Genomic DNA, 19738 nt, shown 5'->3' with positions numbered 1-19738 from the left:
GCCCCTCTATTTCACGAAAGTGCCATGACTGTTTGATGACGGATCACATTAATCTGCCATCATTGGTCGGTTACTTCTTGGCCATCTTGGTGCTTTCGCTCAGGTAGTCGATAAGGATGCGACCGGTCTCGGCCAGGTACGCATCATCTTCCGGCTTGGTCTTGTCATCCTCTTCCGGCAGGGCGTCCTCGTCGACTTTCTTCAGCTCCTTGAGTGGCTCCTCGCCCTTGGCCTTGCGACGAATGTTCTCCATGGCCAGCTGCTTGGCTTCGACCTCATCGTGGCGGGCACGTCGCTCTTGCTCGTTGAGGCTGACGGTCTTCTCGTCCATCAGCTTCTGGGTCAGGGCCAGGCGGTCACGGATGTAGGTGAACTCGGCGTCCTTGGCGCTGCGAGCGTCATGTTTGGCCTTGAGGTCGGCCAGGAACGGCTTGAATGGGTCGACTGCGGGCTTGACCACCGGGCGGATGGTGTCCCACGGCATCGCTTCCGGCAGGGCGCTCTCGCCGATTTCCTTGGTGTCGATGATCGATGGGTAGTCGATGTCCGGGAGCACGCCCTGATGCTGGGTGCTCTGCCCGGAAACGCGGTAGAACTTGGCCAGGGTCAGCTTCAGCTCGCCATGGTTGAGAGGCTGGATGGTCTGCACGGTGCCTTTGCCGAAGGTCTGGCCACCGATGATCAGCGCACGGTGGTAGTCCTGCATGGCGCCGGCGAAGATCTCCGAGGCCGAGGCTGACAGGCGGTTGACCAGCAGCGCCATCGGGCCTTTGTAGAAGGCGCCCGGGTTTTCATCCTCGAGCACATCGACGCGGCCGTCGCTGTTGCGGACCAGCACGGTAGGGCCTTTCTCGATGAACAGGCTGGTCAGCTCGGTGGCTTCCTGCAGGGAGCCGCCGCCGTTGTTGCGCAGGTCGATCACCACGCCGTCGACTTTTTCCTTCTGCAGCTCGGTGAGCAGTTTCTTCACGTCGCGCGTGGTGCTCTTGTACTCCGGGTCACCGGCGCGGTAAGCCTTGAAGTCCAGGTAGAAGGCCGGGATCTCGATGATGCCGAGCTTGTACTCACGCCCGTCCTGCTTGAGCTTGAGCACCGACTTCTTCGCTGCCTGTTCTTCGAGCTTTACCGATTCGCGGGTGATCGAGACGATCTTGCTGGTCTGGTCGCTTGGCGCATTGCTGGCCGGGATGACTTCCAGGCGCACCACCGAGCCTTTCGGGCCACGGATCAGCTTGACCACTTCGTCCAGGCGCCAGCCGACCACGTCGACCATCTCCTTGTTGCCCTGGGCGACGCCGATGATCTTGTCGGCCGGTGCCACCTGCTTGGTCTTGGCGGCCGGGCCTGCCGGCACCAGGCGTACGATCTTGACCTGGTCGTTGTCGCTCTGCAGCACCGCGCCGATACCTTCGAGCGACAGGCTCATGTTGATGTCGAAGTTCTCGGCGTTGTCTGGCGACAGGTAGTTGGTGTGCGGGTCGTAGGACTGGGCAAAGGTATTGATGTAGGCCTGGAAAATGTCTTCGGCCCGGGTCTGGTCAAGGCGCGCCAGCTGGTTCTTGTAGCGCTTGGTCAGGGTTTCCTGGATCTGCTTCGGCTCTTTGCCGGCGATCTTCTGGCGTAGCACCTCGTCCTTGACGCGTTTGCGCCACAGCTCGTCGAGCGCGGCCTGGTCCTTCTCCCACGGGGCATCCTTGCGGTCGATCAGCAAGGTTTCGCGGGTGGTGAAGTCGATCTTGTCGACGCCCTTGGCCAGCTCGGCCAGGGCGAAGTCCAGGCGCTGCTTGACGCGGTCGAGGTAGCGCTTGTAGATCGTGAAGCCGGGGTCGAGGTTGCCGCTCTTGAGGAAGTCGTCGAACTGCGTCTTCCACTTGTCGAATTCAGCGATGTCGGCTGCGGTGAAGTAGCTGCGGGCCGGGTCGAGCAGCTTGATATAGCTGTCGTAGATGATCACCGAGCGGGCGTCATCGAGCGGCGGCTTGCTGTAGTGGTGACGCTTGAGCAGCTCCACCACATTGAGGCTGGCGACGATTTCGTCGCGGTCCGGCTGCAGGCTGTCCCACTTGTTGGCGGCCGCCGCATTGCCGCCGAGCGTGAGGCTACCCAGGCCAACCATCAGGGCCAGGGCGGTGCTGGGAAGGAAATGCTTCATGCTGATTCGACGTGGAGGCAATTGATCACGCATAGTAGGCCGTCTTATCCGTTCGCCGGTTCCATCAGAGCCGGGCAAATACTGCAAAAAAGCCTGAGGAGCGGGCTCCTCAGGCTCAGTCTGTGAATCAACTATGGAGGCACTGTGAAGGCATTGCAAGGCGTTGACGGACATGTGGCCTGGGTCGAGGCCGAACGCCCGGCCTGTGACGCGGGCCAAGTGCGCATTCGCGTGGCTGCAGCGGGGCTGAACCGCGCCGATCTGTTGCAGATGAAAGGGCTGTATCCACCGCCGCCAGGCGCGAGCCCATACATGGGCCTGGAGTGCGCCGGGGTGATCGAGGAGGTCGGTGCCGGCGCTGACTGGCGGGTGGGCGACCGCGTCTGCGCGCTGCTGGCCAGCGGTGCCATGGCGCAAGAAGTGGTGGTCGATGCGCGCCATGTGTTGCCGGTGCCAGAGGGCCTGAGCCTGCATGAAGCGGCGGCACTGCCGGAGGTGTATGCCACGGCGTGGCTGAACATCTTCCAGCTGGGCAAGGTGAAGGCCGGTGAGAAGGTGCTGGTGCATGCGGGCGCCAGCGGTGTGGGCTCGGCGGCGATTCAGCTGTGCAAGGCCTTTGGCAGCCCGATCTGGGTCAGTGTCGGTTCCCAGGACCGCCTGGACTACTGTGAGGCGCTGGGCGCAGCGGGTGGCGTGGTGCGCAACCAGAACCTCGACGCGCTGGAAGGCATTGGGCCGTTCGACGTGATTCTGGACCCGGTGGGTGCCAGCTACGGTGAGCTGAACCTCAAGCTGCTGGCGCGTGACGGGCGTTGGGTGATCATTGGCCTGATGGGCGGGCGCACGTTCGAGCTGGACCTGGCACAGGTGCTGGGCAAACGCCTGGAGATCACCGGCTCGACCCTGCGCAACCGCGATGATGGCTTCAAGGCCGAGCTGCTGCGTGAATTGCAGCAGCAGGTGTGGCCGCTGTTTGCCGAAGGGCGACTGTCGCCGCAACTGGTCGATACCTACCCGGTGGAGTTTGCCCAGGCGGCTTATGCCGAGCTTGAGAGCAACCAGGTGTCCGGCAAGCTGGTGATGGTCATCGACCCGAGCCTGGCGTAAGCAGGCCAGGCCCTTTCGCGGGCACGCGCGCTCCCACAGTCATCACCACAAGTCCGAAAACGGTGGGTGCCTGTGGGAGCGGGCGTGCCCGCGAAGAGGTCCACAGTAATCTTCAGGACCAGCTCAGGATTGGCCAGCCATTCTTCTCGGCATGCTCGCGCAATACCGCATCCGGGTTCACCACATGCGGATGATCCACTTTCAACAACAGCGGCAGGTCATTGCGCGAATCGGAATAGAAACTCGCCCCTTCGAGGTTCTCCTGCTCCTGATCCAGCCATTCCAGCAACCGGGTGATCTTGCCCTCGCGGTAGGTCAACACCCCATGGGTGTTGCCGGTATACACCCCGTTGACTGCCTCCAGTTCAATCGCCAGGTACTCATCAACCCCCAGCCGCGCCGCAATCGGCCCCACCAGGTGCGTGCCTGAGGCAGAAATGATCAGGATCCGGTCGCCTCGCTGGCGGTGCTCGGCAATGCAGCGGCAGGCGTCGCCGTAGATGATCGGCTCGATCACCTCCTCGACCCACGGCTCCACCAAGTGCTCCACCTCTTCCAGCGTGCGCCCGGCAATCGGCTCCAGGCTGAAGGCCATGTAGTCTTCCATGCGCAGGTGGCCCTTGCCGTAGGCCTCCATCAGTTCATGGTCGCGGCGCAGGAACGCCTTGCTGTCGACCCAGCCCAGCCGGGCCATCTGTTCGCTCCACAGCGACGCACAGTCGCCGTGGATCAGGGTTTCGTCCAGATCGAAAATTGCCAGTGCCATCTTGCTGATTCTCCTTAAGCCACTTCGCGCAACGCCGTGGGGTCGATCGACAGGGAGACCCGCTGGCCGTCGGCATGCAGGTCCTGTGGCGAGCGGTTGAGCACGTCGACCACCAGTTCCACCTCACGCACGTATACCCGGTAGCGGATGACGTTGCCGAGCAGGCTGTGACTGCGCACCTCGGCGTCCAGTTCACCGTCCAGGCCCAGGGTTATCGATTCGGGCCGGATTGCCAGGCGACCGGCCACCGGCCGTTGCAGCAGGCGGCTGGCGCTGTCGGCGTCGAGCAGGTTGTAGTTGCCGATGAAACCGGCGGCGAACAGGTCCACCGGCGCGGTGTAGAGGGTTTCGGCATCGCCGCTCTGGACGATGCGCCCCTGGTTCATCAGGAAAATGCGGTCAGACATCGTCAGCGCCTCCTCCTGATCGTGGGTGACGAAGATGGTGGTCAGCCCCAGTTCGCGCTGGATCGTGCGGATCTGCTCACGCAGGTGTTTGCGAATGCGCGCATCCAGCGCCGACAACGGTTCGTCGAGCAGCAGCAGGCGCGGGCGAGTGACCAGCGAACGGGCCAGGGCCACACGCTGACACTGGCCACCGGACAGTTGATGCGGGTAACGCCCGGCGAAGCTGCCCAGCTCCACCAGCTCCAGTGCTTCGCGCACGCGCTGCTGGCTTTCATCGGCCTTGACCTTCTGCATGCGCAGGCCAAAGGCAACGTTCTGCTCCACGGTCATGTTGGGGAACAGCGCATAGCTCTGGAACACCATGCCGATGCCGCGCTTCTGCGGGCTTAGCGGCACGATGTCGTGGCCGTCGAGGAGGATCTTGCCGCCGTCTACCGGGGTCAGCCCGGCGATGCAACGCAACAGTGTGGATTTGCCGCAGCCGGAGGGGCCGAGCAGGGTGACGAACTCGCCGCGTTCGATCTGGCAGTCGATGTGCTCGAACACCGGGCTGCCGGCATAGCTTTTTTGCAGGTTTTGTACGCTGACGAAGCTCATGTCAGGTTTTGTCCTTGTTCAGGCGGTTGGCAACCCACGTCAGCACCAGCACGAAGGCGAAATACGAAATCACCAGCGCGCTGTTGAAGTGGCCACTGCTGTTGCGCATGTTGTTCAGGTACACCTGCAAGGTTTCATAGCGAGTGCCGACCAGCAGGTTGGCGAACACGAATTCGCCGAACAGGAACGAGAACGACAGCAGCAGCGCCACCAGCAGGCCTTTGCGCAGGTTCGGCAGCACCACCAGCAGGGCGGCCTGCCAGGTGCTGGCGCCGAGCAGTTGGGCGGCGTCCATCAGGTCGCGCAGGTTGATTGCCTGCAGGTTGTTGGTGATTGCCCGGTACATGAACGGCAAGGCGATGGTGAAGTAGCAGCCGATCAGGATCCACGGCGTGCCGACCATCGCCAGTGGGCCGCTGCCGTAGAGCTGCAGCAGGCCCACCGAGGACACCACCGGCGGTACCGCAAAGGGCAGCAGGATAAGGATGTTCATCAGTGCATCGAGTTTCGGGAAGTGGTAGTGCACCACGAACAGCAGCGGCAGGATCAGCACCACCGACAGCAGCAACGCGCCCACGCACACCAGCAGCGACTGGCCGAACGCGGCCAGGAAGCGTGGCTCGCTCCACAGCGCGACATACCACTTGAAAGTCAGGCCGCTGGGCAGCAGGCTTGCCGACCAGCTGGTGGCCAACGAGTAGAGCAGGGTACCGGCCAGCGGTAGCAGCAGGATCAGGAACAGCAGGTACACCACCAGCCGATGGTAGAGCCCGGCGGAGGTTTTTTCAGCGCGCATGGTAGCTCCTCTTGAGCAGCCATTGATGAACCACCGTCACCAGCGTCATCAGCCCCACCAGCACCATCGCCAGGGCGCTGGCCAGGTTCGGGTCGAGGCTGATATCACCAGCCACCAGGCCGGCGATGCGGATCGGCAGTACGTTGAAGTTGCCGGTGGTCAGGGCGTACACGGTGGCGTAGGCGCCGAGGGCGTTGGCCAGCAGGATGACGAAGGTGCCGAGCAGCGCCGGGGTCAGTACCGGCAGGCCGATATGCCGCCAGAACTGCCAGTGGCTGGCACCGAGCAGCGCGGCCGACTCGCGCCAGTCTTCGCGCAGGGCGTCGAAGGCGGGGTAGAGCAGCAGTACGCCAAGCGGGATCTGGAAATAGGTGTAGACCAGGATCAGCCCGCTCTTGGAGTAGATGCTGAAGTCCTCCAGCAGGCCGATCTGTTTCAGCAGCAGGGTCAGCGCGCCGTTGAAGCCGAGCAGGATGATGAAGGCGAAGGCCAGCGGCACCCCGGCGAAGTTGCTGGTCATGTTGGCGAAGGCGCTGACGAAGTCGCGCAGCTTCGAGTCGACCTGGCGCAGCGAATAGGCGCCGAGGGTGGCGATGACGATACCGAACAGGCTCGACCAGAAGCTGATCTCCAGGCTGCGCTGCAGCGCTTGCAGGTAGAACTTCGAGGCGAACACCTTGCTGAAGTTGTCCATGCCCCAGCCTGCTTCCGATTGCAGGCTGTTGATCGCCACCCAGGCCAGCGGGGCGATCTGGAAGATCACGAAGAACACGGCGAACGGCAGCAGGCAGAGCAGGGCCAGGTAGCGGCCACGGTTCACTTGAGCAACTCCCGGCAAACCGACTTGTCGTGCGCCGCCCCGAGCAGCTCGCAGATGGTCCCGCACAGTTCGGTCTGCAGCGGTTTGGCAGCCGGGTCGAGGCTGAAGGCGTCGCCGAACACGAACAGCGGCACTTCACGCTCTTCGGCCAGCAAGCCGTTGTGCGAGCGGTCGTTGTTCATGCCATGGTCGGCGGTTACCAGCACCTGGTAGCCCTCTTCCAGCCAGAGCGGCAGGTAGTCGGACAACAGGATATCGGCGCTGCGCGCGGCATTACGGTACTGGCTGCTGTCCAGGCCATGGCGGTGGCCCACGTCGTCGATGCTCATCGGATGCACCAGTAGGAAATTCGGCGCATGGCGGCGGCGCAGGTATTCGCCGTCGGCCAGCAAGTGTGAGTCGGGATAGCGGTCGTCCCAGTAGAACAGGCCGTGCTGGATCGGCAGCTTCGGCGCGTGGGTGTGGCGGTCGCGCTGGGGGTCGAAGGGCGAGCGGTTGTACAGCTCGCTCATCCAGTGATAGGCCGCCGCGGCAGTCCCCAGGTTGGCTTCGCGGGCGTAGTGGAACACGCTGCGCTGGTTGGACAGGCGGTTGACGTTGTTGTGCACGATGCCGCTGTCGATCGGTGCGACACCGGTGAGAATGCACTCGTACAGCGGCCGTGACAGCGACGGCAATTCGCATTCCATACGGTACAGCGCGGCGCGGTCGGCCTCGACGTAGGCGTGCAGGTGGCCCATGGCATGGTGCGCGACCTGGTAGTTGAGGCCGTCGAGCAGGACCAGGATGACGTTGTGTTGCATGGTGGCTCCAGTCAAATCCGCGTTGGCTTCTTCGCGGGCATGCCCGCTCCCACAGGTACAGCACAGCTTTCAAGGCATGTGCAATCCCTGTGGGAGCGGGCGTGCCCGCGAAAGGGCCAGATCAGGTACTACAAAAGCTAGCCCTTTATTCCATCTCGATGATCACTTGCTCCTGCCACATCTGTGGCAGCTTCTTCGAAGTCGCTTCCCACACCTCGGCATTCTTGATCGGCTGCGCGGCCTTGTATTGCTCGTTGGGCAGCAGCTTGGCCTGCACATCCTCCGGCAGTTTCAGGTGCTCGGCACGGATCGGCCGCGCATGGCCCTTGGCCAGGTTGATCTGCCCGGCGTCACTGAAGATGTACTCACGTGCAAGCTTGGCCGCGTTCGGGTGCTTGGCGTACTTGTTGATGATGGTGGTGTAGCCCGAGATCACCGTACCGTCCGATGGGATCAGCACTTCGAAACGCTTGGGGTCGATCTGCTCGCGGTAGCTCAGGCCGTTGAAATCCCAGACCACGCCGACCTCGACCTCGCCCTTCTCGATGGTCTGGATGGTCGGGTTGGCCAGCGACAGGCGCTTCTGCTGGGCCAGCTTGGTAAACAACTGCAGGCCCGGGGCCAGGTTGCCTTCATCGCCCTTGTAGGCGATGGCCGCAGCCAGCACGCCATTGGCAGCCTGGGCGGCGGTGCTGACGTCACCGATGGCGACCTTGTACTTGCCTTTTTCAAGGTCGTGCCAAGTGGTCGGGCGATCGCCTTCCTTGACCAGGTCCTTGTTGATGATGAAGGCGATGGTGCCGGTATAGGCCAGCGCCCAATGGCCGTCCTTGTCCTTGGCCCACTCCGGCACCTGGTCCCAGGTACTTGGCTTGTAGGGTTGGGTCACGCCCTTGCTGGCGGCGATCGGGCCGAAGGCGGCACCGACGTCGCCGATGTCGGCGCTGGCGTTGTCCTTCTCGGCTTCGAACTTGGCGATTTCCTGGGCCGAACTCATGTCCGTGTCGCTGTGCTTCAGGCCGTATTTGCTGGCCAGGTCTTCCCAGGTGCCCTTCCAGTTGGCCCAGGCATCCGGCATGCCCACGCTGTTGACGTTGCCTTCCTTGCGGGCGGCGTCTTCCAGGGCTTTGAGGTCGGGGCCTGCGGCCATCGCCGAGGTGCACAGGGTAATGGCCGAACCGAGCAGTGACGCCATGAACAACTTTTTCATCCGAAGCTCCTTGGGTGGGTGCCTTTAGCGATCGTTGTTATGAGTGAAGCGGTTTTTGCTGACCGTTGGTCTAGGTCAGCAAAGCTTGAGCCAAGGTAGGCCGCTTGCATGACAGTTTGATGTAGGGCAAAGCCTGCACAAGGCCTTGACGCTACAGCGTAGACCACCCGATGGCCCCGGATATGCTGGCCTGGCGCGTTTCTGGCAGTACCCGGCCGAGGCCTTTGTCACAGGATGTTCATCAGCCCTGCCTAGGCTTGCACTATTCTCCAGAGGCCTCGTTATGGGGCTGGACTAGTCCAGATAGGTAACCTTTTGATGCAGTCGACGCCCCCGCGCGCGGTAACAGCCATCTGCCATGCCCTGCAGGAGCAGATCGAGCACGGCCTGCTGGCACCGGGCGGCAAGCTGCCGGCCGAACGCAAGCTCAGCGAGGTGTTCGCCACCACGCGCATCACCCTGCGCGAGGCGCTGGTGCAGCTGGAAGCCCAGGGCCTGATCTACCGCGAAGAACGGCGCGGCTGGTTCGTCGCACCGCAACGTCTGACCTACGACCTGATCGAGCGTAGCCACTTTCATGCGATGGTGCGGGACCAGGGGCGGGAGGCCAGCACCGAGCTGCTCTCGGCGCGTCTGCAGCCGGCTTCGGCGGCAATCTGCGCGCGCCTGCAACTGCCGGCGCTGTCCAGCGTGGTGCGAATATGCCGGTTACGGCGCATCGATGGGCGGGCGGTGCTGTACGCCGAGCATTACCTGAACCCGAGGTATTTTCCCGGGATCCTCGAGCAGGACCTGGCGCAGTCGCTGACCGAGATCTACGGGCGGGTGTACGGCATCCGCTACGGGCAGGTGTGCTTCGAGATCCTGCCGACCGCCTTGCCGGTGGAAGCGGCTGCTGCCCTCAAGGTCTCTACGGGAAGCCCCGGGTTGCATATCACCCGGGTCAACAGCGACCAGCATGGGCGCCTGATCGACTGTGACCTTGAATACTGGCGGCACGATGCCATTCGCATCCGCGCGCAGGCGGGCTGAGGTGTTGGATTCTTCGCGGGCTTGCCCGCTCCCACAGGTAACGCGCAGGTTTCAATACCAGTGAGCACCCTGTGGGAGCGGGCGAGCCCGCGAAAGGGACTTAGCTGGAAGAACCGGATTCCGCCATTTGGCCACCTCCGGCAGTCACCACCTGCACCGACAGCCGCGGCGTGGCCAGGTCCAGCCCGGCTTCATCGAGCTGGCGCTTGAGCGCCAGGTTGAACGCCCGCGACACTTCCCACTGCTTGATCGGCGCGGTCTTGAAGCGTGCCCGCAGGATCGCCGAGCCTGACTCGAAACTCTCCACCCCCTGCAGCTCCAGCGGCGACCAGATATTGCGGCGCATCAGCGGGTCGTTACGCAGTTTCTGCCCCACTTCGCGGATCAGCGTGATGGCCTGGTCGATGTTCATGCTGTGCGGGATGGCGACGCGGAAGATCGCGTAGCCGAACTCACGGGAGTAGTTCTTGATGCTCTTGATCTCGCTGAACGGGATGGTGTGCACGATGCCGTCGATATCGCGCAGGCGTACGGTACGGATGGTCAGGCCCTCGACCGTGCCCAGGTGGCCGCCGACATCGACATAATCGTCGATCGCCAGCGAGTCTTCGATGATGATGAACAGGCCGGTGATCAGGTCGGCTACCAGCGACTGCGCGCCAAAACCGATGGCCAGGCCGATCACGCCGGCACCAGCCAGCAGCGGCGTGACGTTCATACCCATGTTGGCCAGGGCGACGATCACCGCAATGATGAAGATCACCACGAACATCACGTTGCGGATCAGCGGCATCATGGTCTGCGCACGGGCGTTGGCCAGGCCCCGACGCGAGCGGACCAGGGCATGGTGTACGGCGGTGTCGGCAAGGATCCATACCAGCCAGGCGACAATCAGCGTGCCGGCCAGGCCCAGCAGGCGCACGCTCACTTCATGGCCTTCGCCCTCGGCGAAGCCGATCATCGACAGGCCCCATACGCGCAAGCCCAGTTCGATGAATACCAGCCAGATGAACAGGTGCACCAGCAGGTAGGCAAAATTGCGCAGGCGCTCGGCGTACACCGCCTGGCGCTTGTTGGCGCGTTTGGGGTTGGCGGCGTGGCGGCGGACCAGCCCGTTGAGCACCATGCATACCACCACCAGCACGGTGCACATCAATGACTGGCGCAGGGCAGTGCTGGTGTCACCGGCGGAAATGAAGGTGGCGAACAGCGAAATGGCCACCAGGATCAGTGCCGGCACGAACCAGAAGCTGCCGAGGATCTCGATGGTGTCGCTCAGGGTGCGTCGGGTCAGGCGCCGGGCCAGGGGCTGGTTGCGGATCAGGTGGGCGATCGGCCGGCGGAAGCGCAGGATGAACAGGCCCGACGACAGCGCCGCGATGACATTGGCCAGGGTCGCCAGGGCGTGGGCCAGGTGGGTACCGAGTGCGACCTGCATGCGCGGGTCGCTCATGGCCTCGCCAAAGGCGGCGAAGCTGCCGATCAGCCACAGCGGGCGGAAGGCCTGGTGGCGCAGGATGTGCAGGGCGCGGTGGCGATGGGGGCCGTCGAGCAGCGAGAAGGCAATCACGCAGATGGCCGAGAAACAGGTACCGACCACCAGTGCATAGGCCAGCACCATCGCCAGCGATTTGCCCAGCGACGGGGGCAGGGCAAAGCTCAGGTACACAGTGAAGATCAGCGCCACCATCCACGGCCCCAACTTGCGCAGGGCGAAGCGCACCAGGTCCCAGGTACGGGGGTGTTGCGGCAGCTCCTCGGTCAGGCCGAAACGCACCCGCACGCGGTGGCCAATCCAGTTGAAGGCATAGGCCAGCAAGCTCCACACCGCGATCACCGCGGCAAAGCCGAACAGGATGGCCGGCCACTGATGCACCGGTACGATCAGTTCGGCCAGTTCGGCCTGGGCCTGTTCGATTTCCTGCGACCAGCGGTAGAACGGGCTGGAGTCACCGCTGAACTGCTTCTCGAAGTCGTGCAGGGCGCCGCCGATCAGGCCCAGGACGCCCTGTTCGACGGTAGGTTGCGATTGCCTGGTGGCGTCGCGCAGCTTCTTCAGGTCGGCCAGCAGCTTGGTGCGTTGCTGGTCGTTTTCGAGGTTCTTGATCACCTCGTCCAGTGAATTGGCCAGCGGCTCGGTGGCCTCCGGCTGAGCGGGGGCGCTGGAGCCCAGCAAGCTGGGCAGGCCGGCCGCGTGGGCCGGGGACAGGAAGATGAATAGCAGCAGGGCTAGGCAACGAAGGAAGGCTGGCACCGGGAAATCTACCTCAGGTCAAACGATTGACCGAGTGTAGAGGTTTATGTGGGCAGTTTCTCCAGGATCGTCCAGCAGGTGAGGCCAAAGATGCCCAAGGTGCCGATCCACATCATCAGCACGCCGATATTGCGCTCGCGCATGCTGAAACCGATGGTCAGCAGCATCAGGAACAGGAATACCGGCACGAACAGTGAAAGAAAGGGGGACATGTGCAGCGGTCCTTCTGCTTAAGGGGCCATACAACAAGCATAGCGGGTTGGACAGAAGGGGGATTGATCCTGGGCATCTGTTTGCAGGCCCGGCCTCTTCGCGGGCACGCCCGCTCCCACAGGTATCGCACAGGATTTGAATCTTGTGGAGGACTTGTGGGAGCGGGCTTGCCCGCGAAGAGGCCGGACCTGCCTACATCAATCTCAGGGCAGCTCGCGACTACGGTAGAAGGCCGAAAGCACTTTCACCAGGTGCGCCAGGTCATGGCTGCCACACAGCTCGCGGATCGAGTGCATGGCAAAGGTCGGCAAACCGATATCCACCGTGCGCACCCCCAGATGGCTGGCGGCGATCGGCCCGATGGTCGAACCACAGCCCATGTCGCTGCGCACCACGAAGCTCTGCACCGGCACTTCCTCGGCCATGCACAGGTGCCGGAAGAACCCGGCGGTTTCGCTGTTGGTGGCGTAGCGCTGGTTGTTGTTGACCTTGATCACTGGACCTGCGTTGAGCTTGGGCCCGTGGTTGCCGTCGTGCTTGTCGGCGTAATTGGGGTGCACGCCGTGGGCGTTGTCGGCCGAGACCATCAGCGAGCGCTGGATGGTGCGCACATAGGCATCGCCATCCGGCAGCAGGCGCTGCAGCGTCTGTTCGAGCATCGGGCCATCGGCGCCACAGGCCGAGCAGCTGCCGACTTCTTCATGGTCGTTGCACACCAGCACGCAGGTTTCATCGCTGTCTGCGCCGAGCAGCGCCTGCAGGCCGGCATAGCACGACAGCAGGTTGTCCAGGCGGGCGCCAGCGATGAAGTCGCCATTGAGGCCGATCAGCGCGGCGTCCTGAGTGTCGTAGAAGCTCAGTTCGTAATCCAGCACCACGTCGGCGTTGAGGTCGTGCTCGCGGGCCAGCTGTTCGGTGAGCACGGCGCGGAAGTCGATGCGCTCGTCACCGGCCACCTGGGCGAGAATCGGCGGCAGTTCATTCTGCGGATTGATCTGCCAGCCTTCGTTGGCGGTGCGGTTCAGGTGGATCGCCAGGTTGGGGATGATCGCGATCGGCAGCTTGAAGTCGATCAGCTGGCTTTCTACCTTGCCGTCACGGCGGAAGGTGACGCGCCCGGCCAGCGACAGGTCGCGGTCGAACCACGGCGCCAGCAACGCGCCGCCGTACACTTCCACGCCCAGTTGCAGGAAGCCCTGGCGCTGCAACTCAGGCTGCGGCTTGACCCGCAGGCAAGGGCTGTCGGTGTGCGCGCCGACCATGCGGATGCCGTTGTGCAGCGGCGACTGCTTGCCCAGCTTGATCGCGATGATCGAGGAGTCATTGCGGGTAAGGAAGTAACGGCCACCGGGCACCGTAGCCCAGCTGTCACGCTCGTCCAGGCGCTGGTAGCCGGCCGCCTCCAGGCGCTGGGCCAGGCTGGCGGTGGCATGGAAGGGCGTCGGGGAGGCCTTGAGGAATTCGATCAGGCCGGTATTCAGTGCTTCGCGCATAACTCACTCCAGACAGCAGTGGCGCGAGTTTAGCCTATTGAGTCGACAATTTGTGTCTGCCTCTTCGCGGCTAAAGCCGCTCCCAAGGGATATCACAGGCCTTGCGGCTGGCACCGTCCCTGTGGGAGCGGCTTTAGCCGCGAAGAGGCCGGTACAGGCCCTGCAGCATCAGAAGGGGGCAGGGCACTCGAACTTCAAGCGCTCGCCGCTGACCGGGTGGGTGAAGCTCAACATCGAGGCATGCAGGCACAGCCGTTCATGGGCCGCCAGCGCTTCGGGGTTGGCATACAGGCGGTCGCCCAGCAACGGGTGGCCGATCGACAGCATGTGCACGCGCAACTGGTGCGAGCGCCCGGTGATCGGGGTCAGCTCGACCCGGCAGTGATCCCCGCATCGCTCGACGATGCGCCAGAACGTCAGTGCATGCTTGCCCTGTTCATGGTCCACCACATGCCGTGGCTTGGTTGGCGGGTCGTAGCGCAGGGGCAGGTCGATGCTGCCGCTGTCCAGCGCCGGCTGGCCCCAGCACAACGCGGTGTAGGCCTTTTCGGTTTCGCGATCATGGAACTGGCGCGACAACTCGCGGTGGCTGTCGGCATCGCGGGCCAGCAGGATGATGCCAGAGGTTTCCCAATCCAGGCGGTGCACGATCAGCGCGTCCGGGTAGCCGTTTTCCTGCAGGCGGGTGATCAGGCAGTCCTTGTTGTCCTCGGCACGGCCGGGCACCGACAGCAGCAGGGTCGGTTTGTTGATCACCAGGATGGCGGCGTCTTCATGGAGGATCTGGATGTTCGACAGCGGCATTGCGTAGTCTCGGTTATATCGGGGAAAAACACAGCGGGGCCGCGTTGCGGCCCTTTCGCGACACAAGGCCGCTCCTACAGGGGATACGCAATTCCTGTAGGAGCGGCCTTGTGTCGCGAAAGGGCTGCAAGGCAGCCCCAGCTTTTAGCCGAATCAGCGGTCCGGCAGGGTGATGTTCAGTTCCAGAATCGAGCAGCTGCCCTGGTTTTCCAGCTCGATGTGCACATCATCGTTGCCGATGTTCACATACTTGCGGATCACTTCCAGCAGTTCTTTCTGCAGCGCCGGCAGGTAGTCCGGTTCGCTGCGCTGGCCGCGCTCATGCGCCACGATGATCTGTAGACGCTCTTTCGCTACCGACGCGCTGGTCTGTTTCTGTCTGCCACGAAAGAAGTCAAAAAGGTTCATGGTTTACTTGCCTCCAAACAGGCGCGCGAAGAATCCTTGCTTCGGCACTTCGACGAAACGCAGGGGTTTCTCTTTGCCCAGGAGGCGGTCGACGGTGTCGCTGTACGCCTGGCCGGCATCGCTCTGGTCGTCGAGGATGACCGGGATACCCTGGTTGGAGGCCTTGAGCACGGCCTGCGACTCGGGGATCACACCCTTGAGCTTGATCGCCAGGATCTCTTCGACGTCGGCGATGCTGAGCATTTCGCCCTTTTCCACGCGCTCGGGGTGGTAACGGGTGATCAGCAGGTGTTCCTTGATCGGCTCTTCGCCGTTCTCGGAGCGGCGCGACTTGCTCGACAGGATGCCCAGCATGCGGTCCGAGTCACGCACCGAGGACACTTCAGGGTTGGTCACGACAATGGCTTCGTCGGCGAAGTACATCGCCAGGTGCGCGCCTTTCTCGATACCGGCCGGGGAATCGCAGATGACGTAATCGAACTGTTCTTTCAGCTCCATCAGCACCTTTTCCACGCCTTCCTGGGTCAGCGCGTCCTTGTCGCGGGTCTGGCTGGCGGCCAGCACGAACAGGTTCTCCAGGCGCTTGTCCTTGATCAGGGCCTGCTGCAGGTTGGCTTCGCCGTTGACCACGTTGACGAAGTCGTACACCACACGGCGCTCGCAGCCCATGATCAGGTCGAGGTTACGCAGGCCCACGTCGAAGTCGACGATGACAGTCTTGTGGCCGCGCAGTGCGAGGCCGGTGCCGATGGCGGCGCTGGTGGTGGTCTTGCCCACACCCCCCTTGCCGGAAGTAACGACGAGAATCTTGGCCAAGGTGTTTCACCCCTAAATAAGTCGGGACAGGTGTCCCAGCAATATGCAAATAAACGGCAACAGATGAAAAAGTTGCTCTAAAAATGACGGCAAGTATCCGTTAAAGACGGGTGATGTTCAACACGTCACCGGACAGGCTGACTTGCACGCCAGCGCCCCACAGCGGGTCGCGGCGCAGGTCTTCGCACACTTTGTACTGGCCGGCGATCGAGACCATTTCAGCGGTCATCTGCTGGCAGAAGATACGCGCCTTGGTATTGCCTTTGATCCCTGCCAGGGCGCGGCCGCGCATGGCGCCGTACACATGGATGTTGCCATCGGCGAGAAGTTCCGCACCCGGGCTGACCGAGGCGGTGACCACCAGGTCGCCACCCTGGGCATAGATCTGCTGGCCGCCGCGCACGGGGGCGGTGATGATGCGGGTCGGGCGCACCTCTGGCACAGGCGCAGGCTCTGGTGCCGGGGCAGGTGCAGGCTCGGCCTTTTTTACCTCGGGTTCGGGCTCCAGCGGCCGCTCACGGGCGCCAGACGGCGGCAGTACCGGCAGGTCGATGGCGATCGCCGCCGCGATGTCCTCGATGCGGTTGGCGCGGATCGCCAGGGTACGCAGGCCATGATGGCGGCAGATACGCATCAGCCCGGGCAGGTCGATTGCCCCTTCGTTGGCGGGCAGCTTGTCCAGCGCCAACACCAGCGGCGTGTTGCTGAAAAAATTCGGCGCCTGGGCCACTTTCGCCGCCAGCTGGCGGTCGAGGGCTTCCAGGTCGTTACGCCCCAGTTCCAGCACAGTGATGGCGAGCATGCTGCCCTTGAGCTGGAACACGGAGGCGGTGTCGGGTGTGGGGTTTGGGCTCATGGTCTGCATAGACGGCTTGTTGCGAAAAAAGTGCCCTGACTTATAACGATAAGACCGGTTGGCCGCAACCGGTGCCGATCCGATGTAGAATGCTCGGCCTTTGTCTTGCCGGAAGCTTCAATGGAACGCCCGCGTTTTCGACCCTATTTCCTCCACCCGCGATTCTGGGGCCTGTGGCTGGGCCTGGGCCTGCTGTGGCTGGTGGTGCAGTTGCCCTACCGTGCCCTGCTATGGCTCGGCGCTGCCCTGGGCGCGCTGATGTATCGCGTGGCCGGTGAGCGCCGGCGCATTGCCGCGCGCAACCTCGAGCTGTGCTTCCCGGAGCTGTCCGACGACGAACGGCAGCGCCTGCTCAAGGCCAACTTTGCCTCGACCGGTATCGCCTTCTTCGAAATGGCCATGAGCTGGTGGTGGCCCAAGGCTCGCCTGGCGCGCCTGGCCCACATCGAAGGCCTCGAGCACCTGCAGGCTGCGCAGCAGGCCGGGCAGGGCGCGATTCTGATGGCGGTGCACTTCACCACCCTGGAAATCGGCGCCGCGTTGCTTGGCCAGGCGCATACCATCGACGGCATGTACCGCGAGCACGGCAACCCGCTGTTCGACTTCATCCAGCGCAGTGGCCGTGAGCGGCACAACCTCGATTCGCTGGCCGTGGAGCGTGATGACGTGCGTGGCATGCTCAAGCTGCTGCGCTCGGGCCGGGCGATCTGGTATGCACCGGACCAGGACTACGGCGCCAAGCAGAGCATCTTCGTGCCGTTGTTCGGTATTCCGGCAGCCACGGTCACCGCGACCACCAAGTTCGCCCGCTTGGGCAAGGCGCAGGTGATTCCCTTCACCCAGAAGCGCCTGGAGGACGGCAGCGGCTATCGTCTGGTGATCCACCCGCCGCTGGAGAACTTCCCCGGTGAAAGCGAAGAAGCGGATTGCCTGCGTATCAACCAGTGGGTCGAGGGTGTGCTGCGCGAGTGCCCGGAGCAGTACCTGTGGGCGCACCGGCGCTTCAAGTCGCGGCCTGAGGGCGCGCCACGGCTGTACGACAAGAAAAAACGCTAGACCGTTTGTTGCCTGTGCCGGCCTCTTCGCAGGCACGCCCGCTCCCACAGGGATTGCATAACCCGTGGGAGCGGGCGTGCCCGCGAAGAGGACAGGCCTGAAAGCACATCAACCCCAGGAAGGAATCCATGGCACCACCCCCGGTAACTGGTCTGATCCTCTCTGGCGGCGGTGCCCGCGCCGCCTATCAGGTCGGCGTCCTTGCCGGCATCGCCGAACTGCTGCCGCCCGGCGCACATAACCCGTTCCCGGTCATCGTCGGCACCTCGGCCGGTGCCATCAACGCCGTTACCCTGGCCAGTGGCGCCACCCGCTTCAACGATGCGGTGCAGCGCCTCACCACGTTCTGGCAGAACTTCCGCAGCCGCCTGGTGATCCGCAGCGATTGGCCCGGCGTCGTGCGCCAGGCCAGCCGCTTCGTTGGCCATAGCCTGCTGGGCCTGGGCGGCCAGGTGCCGGTGGCCTTGCTCGACAGCAGCCCGCTGCGGGGCCTGTTGCAGTCGCACCTGGACCTGGATGGCATCGGCCATTCCATCGCCGCCGAACAGCTACGGGCAGTCGCCGTGACCGCCTTCGGCTACGAAAGCGGCCAGGCGGTGACCTTCTACCAGGGGCGCGGCACCATCGATGCCTGGCTGCGCCACCGCCGTATCGGCGTGCCCACACCGTTGACCATCGATCACTTGCTGGCCAGCGCGGCGATCCCGCTGCTGTTCGCCCCGGTGCGCCTGGGTGACGAGTACTACGGTGACGGCGCGGTGCGCCAGTCGGCACCGATCAGTCCAGCCCTGCACCTGGGCGCCAGCCGGGTGCTGGTGGTCGGGGTCAGCGGCAACCCGCAGCGCCCGGCTGCGCCGTTGCCGACCCAGCGCGTGTTCAGCGGCCAACAGCCGAGCCTGGCGCAGATTGGCGCGCACATGCTCAACAGCACGTTCATCGACAGCCTGGAAGACGATATCGAGCTGCTGCAGCGGCTCAACCACCTCAGCCGGCTGCTGCCGGCGCACCTGGATGCACGGCGCCTGGGGCTGGCGCCGATCGAGGTGCTGGTGGTAGCGCCCAGCCAACCGCTGGACGAGATTGCGGCGCGGCACCGGCGCGAGTTGCCGGCGGCGTTGCGCCTGTTCCTGCGCGGCCCGGGGGCGACCCGGACAAGCGGAGCAGGGGTGCTGAGCTATCTGCTGTTCGAGGCCAGTTATTGCAGCGAACTGATCGAACTGGGGCGGCGCGATGCCCTGGCGAAGAAGCGCGAGCTGTGCCAGTTCCTGGGGATTTGATGTTGCCTGTACCGGCCTCTTCGCGGCTAAAGCCGCTCCCACAGCGATCACCTCAGGCCTGAAACCTGCACAGTACCTGTGGGAGCGGCTTTAGCCGCGAAGAGGCCGGGCCTGCCTACTCGGCGATCTGCAGCTTGCGCGCCTGGGTGTACACATAACGCACCTTCTCATACTCGAACGGCGAGTTGAGCTGCCCATAGCGGAATTTGGTGGTGTAGCGCTTGTCCACCACGCGCAAGGCAAAGATCTCCGGGTGATGCTCGCTGGCTTCGGCCACGTTCAGGTAATTGACCGCCTGCTCGCCGGCATAGTCCACCACCAGTCCGGTCGTGTCGCGCAGGTTCGACGGGCCAAGTACCGGCAGCATCAGGTACGGCCCCTCCGGCACGCCATAGAAGCCCAGGGTCTGGCCAAAGTCCTCGCTCTGGCGCGGCAGGCCCATGCTGGTGGCTGGGTCCCACAAGCCGCCCACGCCGATGATGGTGTTGAACATCAGCCGCGCGGTGATTTCCGCCGAGCGCTTGGCCTTGAGCTGCAGCACGCTGTTGAACAGGTTCGGCACGTCACCCAGGTTGTTGAAGAAGTTGCTCACCCCGGTGCGCACGAAGCTGGGCGTGACGTATTGGTAACCGCTGACCAGTGGCAGCAGCACCCATTGGTCAAGGCGGTAGTTGAAGTGGTAGATGCGCCGGTTCACCGACTCCAGCGGGTCGTACACGTTCAGCGCTTCCAGGGTCGAGCGTTCGAATTCGCGCTGGTCCAGCCCTGGGTTGAATTTCAATTCGCGCAGCGGGTCGATGAAGCCGTCGGCCTCTGGTGTCAGCGGCGCCTGGGTGACTTGCGGGTCGGCTTCGACCACGCTGGCCCGTGG

General features: G+C 63.6%; 19 protein-coding genes. 4 read left to right on the top strand and 15 right to left on the bottom strand.

All coding sequences use genetic code 11. The features are described from left to right. Nucleotides 1-70 precede the first annotated feature (70 nt). Nucleotides 71-2152, bottom strand: coding sequence for a carboxy terminal-processing peptidase (locus tag CQW31_RS14365; RefSeq protein WP_177332419.1), 2082 nt, complete (start codon nucleotides 2150-2152; stop codon nucleotides 71-73). A 144-nt stretch (nucleotides 2153-2296) separates the two neighbouring features. Between CQW31_RS14365 and CQW31_RS14360 the strand changes: the two genes are divergently transcribed. After that, the gene (locus tag CQW31_RS14360) at nucleotides 2297-3259 is read left to right on the top strand and encodes an NAD(P)H-quinone oxidoreductase (RefSeq protein ID WP_054886428.1); all 963 of its coding nucleotides are present in this window, start codon (nucleotides 2297-2299) and stop codon (nucleotides 3257-3259) included. 112 nt (nucleotides 3260-3371) lie between these two features. Here CQW31_RS14360 and CQW31_RS14355 read toward each other — a convergent pair whose 3' ends face one another. The 6 genes from CQW31_RS14355 to CQW31_RS14330 all read right to left on the bottom strand — a co-directional run bounded on the left by CQW31_RS14355 (nucleotide 3372) and on the right by CQW31_RS14330 (nucleotide 8658). Beyond that, nucleotides 3372-4025 (bottom strand): HAD family phosphatase, encoded by a 654-nt coding sequence (locus CQW31_RS14355; RefSeq protein WP_099814781.1) that lies wholly within the window; start codon nucleotides 4023-4025, stop codon nucleotides 3372-3374. Nucleotides 4026-4039: 14 nt separating this feature from the next. Continuing rightward, the gene (locus CQW31_RS14350) at nucleotides 4040-5029 is read right to left on the bottom strand and encodes an ABC transporter ATP-binding protein (protein ID WP_054886426.1); all 990 of its coding nucleotides are present in this window, start codon (nucleotides 5027-5029) and stop codon (nucleotides 4040-4042) included. 1 nt (nucleotide 5030) lies between these two features. Next, nucleotides 5031-5825, bottom strand: coding sequence for an ABC transporter permease (locus CQW31_RS14345; protein WP_054886425.1), 795 nt, complete (start codon nucleotides 5823-5825; stop codon nucleotides 5031-5033). After that, nucleotides 5815-6645, bottom strand: coding sequence for an ABC transporter permease subunit (locus CQW31_RS14340; RefSeq protein ID WP_054886424.1), 831 nt, complete (start codon nucleotides 6643-6645; stop codon nucleotides 5815-5817). The genes CQW31_RS14345 and CQW31_RS14340 overlap by 11 nt, the downstream gene beginning before the upstream one ends. Continuing rightward, nucleotides 6642-7448 (bottom strand): alkaline phosphatase family protein, encoded by an 807-nt coding sequence (locus CQW31_RS14335; RefSeq protein ID WP_054886423.1) that lies wholly within the window; start codon nucleotides 7446-7448, stop codon nucleotides 6642-6644. The genes CQW31_RS14340 and CQW31_RS14335 overlap by 4 nt, the downstream gene beginning before the upstream one ends. A gap of 145 nt (nucleotides 7449-7593) precedes the next feature. Continuing rightward, nucleotides 7594-8658, bottom strand: coding sequence for an ABC transporter substrate-binding protein (locus tag CQW31_RS14330; RefSeq protein WP_054886422.1), 1065 nt, complete (start codon nucleotides 8656-8658; stop codon nucleotides 7594-7596). Between the two features lie 318 nt (nucleotides 8659-8976). On the opposite strand from CQW31_RS14330, the gene CQW31_RS14325 reads away from it, so the two are divergent. After that, nucleotides 8977-9690 (top strand): UTRA domain-containing protein, encoded by a 714-nt coding sequence (locus CQW31_RS14325; protein ID WP_054886421.1) that lies wholly within the window; start codon nucleotides 8977-8979, stop codon nucleotides 9688-9690. 100 nt (nucleotides 9691-9790) lie between these two features. On the opposite strand, the gene CQW31_RS14315 is transcribed toward CQW31_RS14325, so the two are convergent. The 7 genes from CQW31_RS14315 to minC all read right to left on the bottom strand — a co-directional run bounded on the left by CQW31_RS14315 (nucleotide 9791) and on the right by minC (nucleotide 16543). Next, nucleotides 9791-11944 (bottom strand): mechanosensitive ion channel family protein, encoded by a 2154-nt coding sequence (locus tag CQW31_RS14315; protein ID WP_099814780.1) that lies wholly within the window; start codon nucleotides 11942-11944, stop codon nucleotides 9791-9793. A 44-nt stretch (nucleotides 11945-11988) separates the two neighbouring features. Continuing rightward, a complete protein-coding gene (locus tag CQW31_RS31315; RefSeq protein ID WP_165837385.1) occupies nucleotides 11989-12156 on the bottom strand; it encodes a hypothetical protein in 168 nt (55 codons plus the stop codon). 204 nt (nucleotides 12157-12360) lie between these two features. Beyond that, the gene (locus CQW31_RS14305) at nucleotides 12361-13650 is read right to left on the bottom strand and encodes a M18 family aminopeptidase (RefSeq protein ID WP_099814779.1); all 1290 of its coding nucleotides are present in this window, start codon (nucleotides 13648-13650) and stop codon (nucleotides 12361-12363) included. 168 nt (nucleotides 13651-13818) lie between these two features. Beyond that, entirely contained in the window at nucleotides 13819-14454 is a 636-nt protein-coding gene (locus CQW31_RS14300; RefSeq protein ID WP_019472567.1) for an RluA family pseudouridine synthase, read from the bottom strand. A 153-nt stretch (nucleotides 14455-14607) separates the two neighbouring features. Continuing rightward, nucleotides 14608-14862, bottom strand: coding sequence for a cell division topological specificity factor MinE (gene minE, locus CQW31_RS14295; RefSeq protein ID WP_003252572.1), 255 nt, complete (start codon nucleotides 14860-14862; stop codon nucleotides 14608-14610). 3 nt (nucleotides 14863-14865) lie between these two features. Continuing rightward, nucleotides 14866-15678 carry a septum site-determining protein MinD gene (gene minD, locus CQW31_RS14290; protein ID WP_054886417.1) on the bottom strand — a complete coding sequence of 271 codons (813 nt, stop codon included), beginning with the start codon at nucleotides 15676-15678 and terminating at the stop codon, nucleotides 14866-14868. Between the two features lie 100 nt (nucleotides 15679-15778). Next, a complete protein-coding gene (minC, locus tag CQW31_RS14285; protein WP_099814778.1) occupies nucleotides 15779-16543 on the bottom strand; it encodes a septum site-determining protein MinC in 765 nt (254 codons plus the stop codon). A gap of 111 nt (nucleotides 16544-16654) precedes the next feature. On the opposite strand from minC, the gene CQW31_RS14280 reads away from it, so the two are divergent. Both CQW31_RS14280 and CQW31_RS14270 read left to right on the top strand, forming a co-directional pair. Continuing rightward, nucleotides 16655-17590, top strand: a complete 936-nt coding sequence (locus CQW31_RS14280) for a lipid A biosynthesis lauroyl acyltransferase (RefSeq protein ID WP_099814777.1) — start codon at nucleotides 16655-16657, stop codon at nucleotides 17588-17590. Between the two features lie 128 nt (nucleotides 17591-17718). Continuing rightward, entirely contained in the window at nucleotides 17719-18867 is a 1149-nt protein-coding gene (locus tag CQW31_RS14270) for a patatin-like phospholipase family protein (protein WP_099814776.1), read from the top strand. 115 nt (nucleotides 18868-18982) lie between these two features. Here the strand turns inward: CQW31_RS14270 and CQW31_RS14265 are convergent, their stop codons facing one another. Further along, nucleotides 18983-19726 (bottom strand): VacJ family lipoprotein, encoded by a 744-nt coding sequence (locus CQW31_RS14265; RefSeq protein WP_371858381.1) that lies wholly within the window; start codon nucleotides 19724-19726, stop codon nucleotides 18983-18985. Between the last annotated feature and the right edge of the window lie 12 nt (nucleotides 19727-19738).

This window comes from Pseudomonas sp. 382 (genome assembly GCF_002759075.1).
Classification (GTDB): domain Bacteria; phylum Pseudomonadota; class Gammaproteobacteria; order Pseudomonadales; family Pseudomonadaceae; genus Aquipseudomonas; species Aquipseudomonas vlassakiae.
This window is presented reverse-complemented; position numbering and strand designations above follow the sequence as displayed.

Bases quoted from the DNA above. Each gene is read 5' to 3' on its own strand.
- CQW31_RS14365 (WP_177332419.1), bottom strand. From the start codon at position 2,152: ATGAAGCATTTCCTTCCCAGCACCGCCCTGGCCCTGATGGTTGGCCTG.
- CQW31_RS14355 (WP_099814781.1), bottom strand. From the start codon at position 4,025: ATGGCACTGGCAATTTTCGATCTGGACGAAACCCTGATCCACGGCGAC.
- CQW31_RS14350 (WP_054886426.1), bottom strand. From the start codon at position 5,029: ATGAGCTTCGTCAGCGTACAAAACCTGCAAAAAAGCTATGCCGGCAGC.
- CQW31_RS14345 (WP_054886425.1), bottom strand. From the start codon at position 5,825: ATGCGCGCTGAAAAAACCTCCGCCGGGCTCTACCATCGGCTGGTGGTG.
- CQW31_RS14335 (WP_054886423.1), bottom strand. From the start codon at position 7,448: ATGCAACACAACGTCATCCTGGTCCTGCTCGACGGCCTCAACTACCAG.
- CQW31_RS14330 (WP_054886422.1), bottom strand. From the start codon at position 8,658: ATGAAAAAGTTGTTCATGGCGTCACTGCTCGGTTCGGCCATTACCCTG.
- CQW31_RS14325 (WP_054886421.1), top strand. From the start codon at position 8,977: ATGCAGTCGACGCCCCCGCGCGCGGTAACAGCCATCTGCCATGCCCTG.
- CQW31_RS31315 (WP_165837385.1), bottom strand. From the start codon at position 12,156: ATGTCCCCCTTTCTTTCACTGTTCGTGCCGGTATTCCTGTTCCTGATG.
- CQW31_RS14305 (WP_099814779.1), bottom strand. From the start codon at position 13,650: ATGCGCGAAGCACTGAATACCGGCCTGATCGAATTCCTCAAGGCCTCC.
- CQW31_RS14300 (WP_019472567.1), bottom strand. From the start codon at position 14,454: ATGCCGCTGTCGAACATCCAGATCCTCCATGAAGACGCCGCCATCCTG.
- minE (WP_003252572.1), bottom strand. From the start codon at position 14,862: ATGAACCTTTTTGACTTCTTTCGTGGCAGACAGAAACAGACCAGCGCG.
- minC (WP_099814778.1), bottom strand. From the start codon at position 16,543: ATGCAGACCATGAGCCCAAACCCCACACCCGACACCGCCTCCGTGTTC.
- CQW31_RS14280 (WP_099814777.1), top strand. From the start codon at position 16,655: ATGGAACGCCCGCGTTTTCGACCCTATTTCCTCCACCCGCGATTCTGG.
- CQW31_RS14270 (WP_099814776.1), top strand. From the start codon at position 17,719: ATGGCACCACCCCCGGTAACTGGTCTGATCCTCTCTGGCGGCGGTGCC.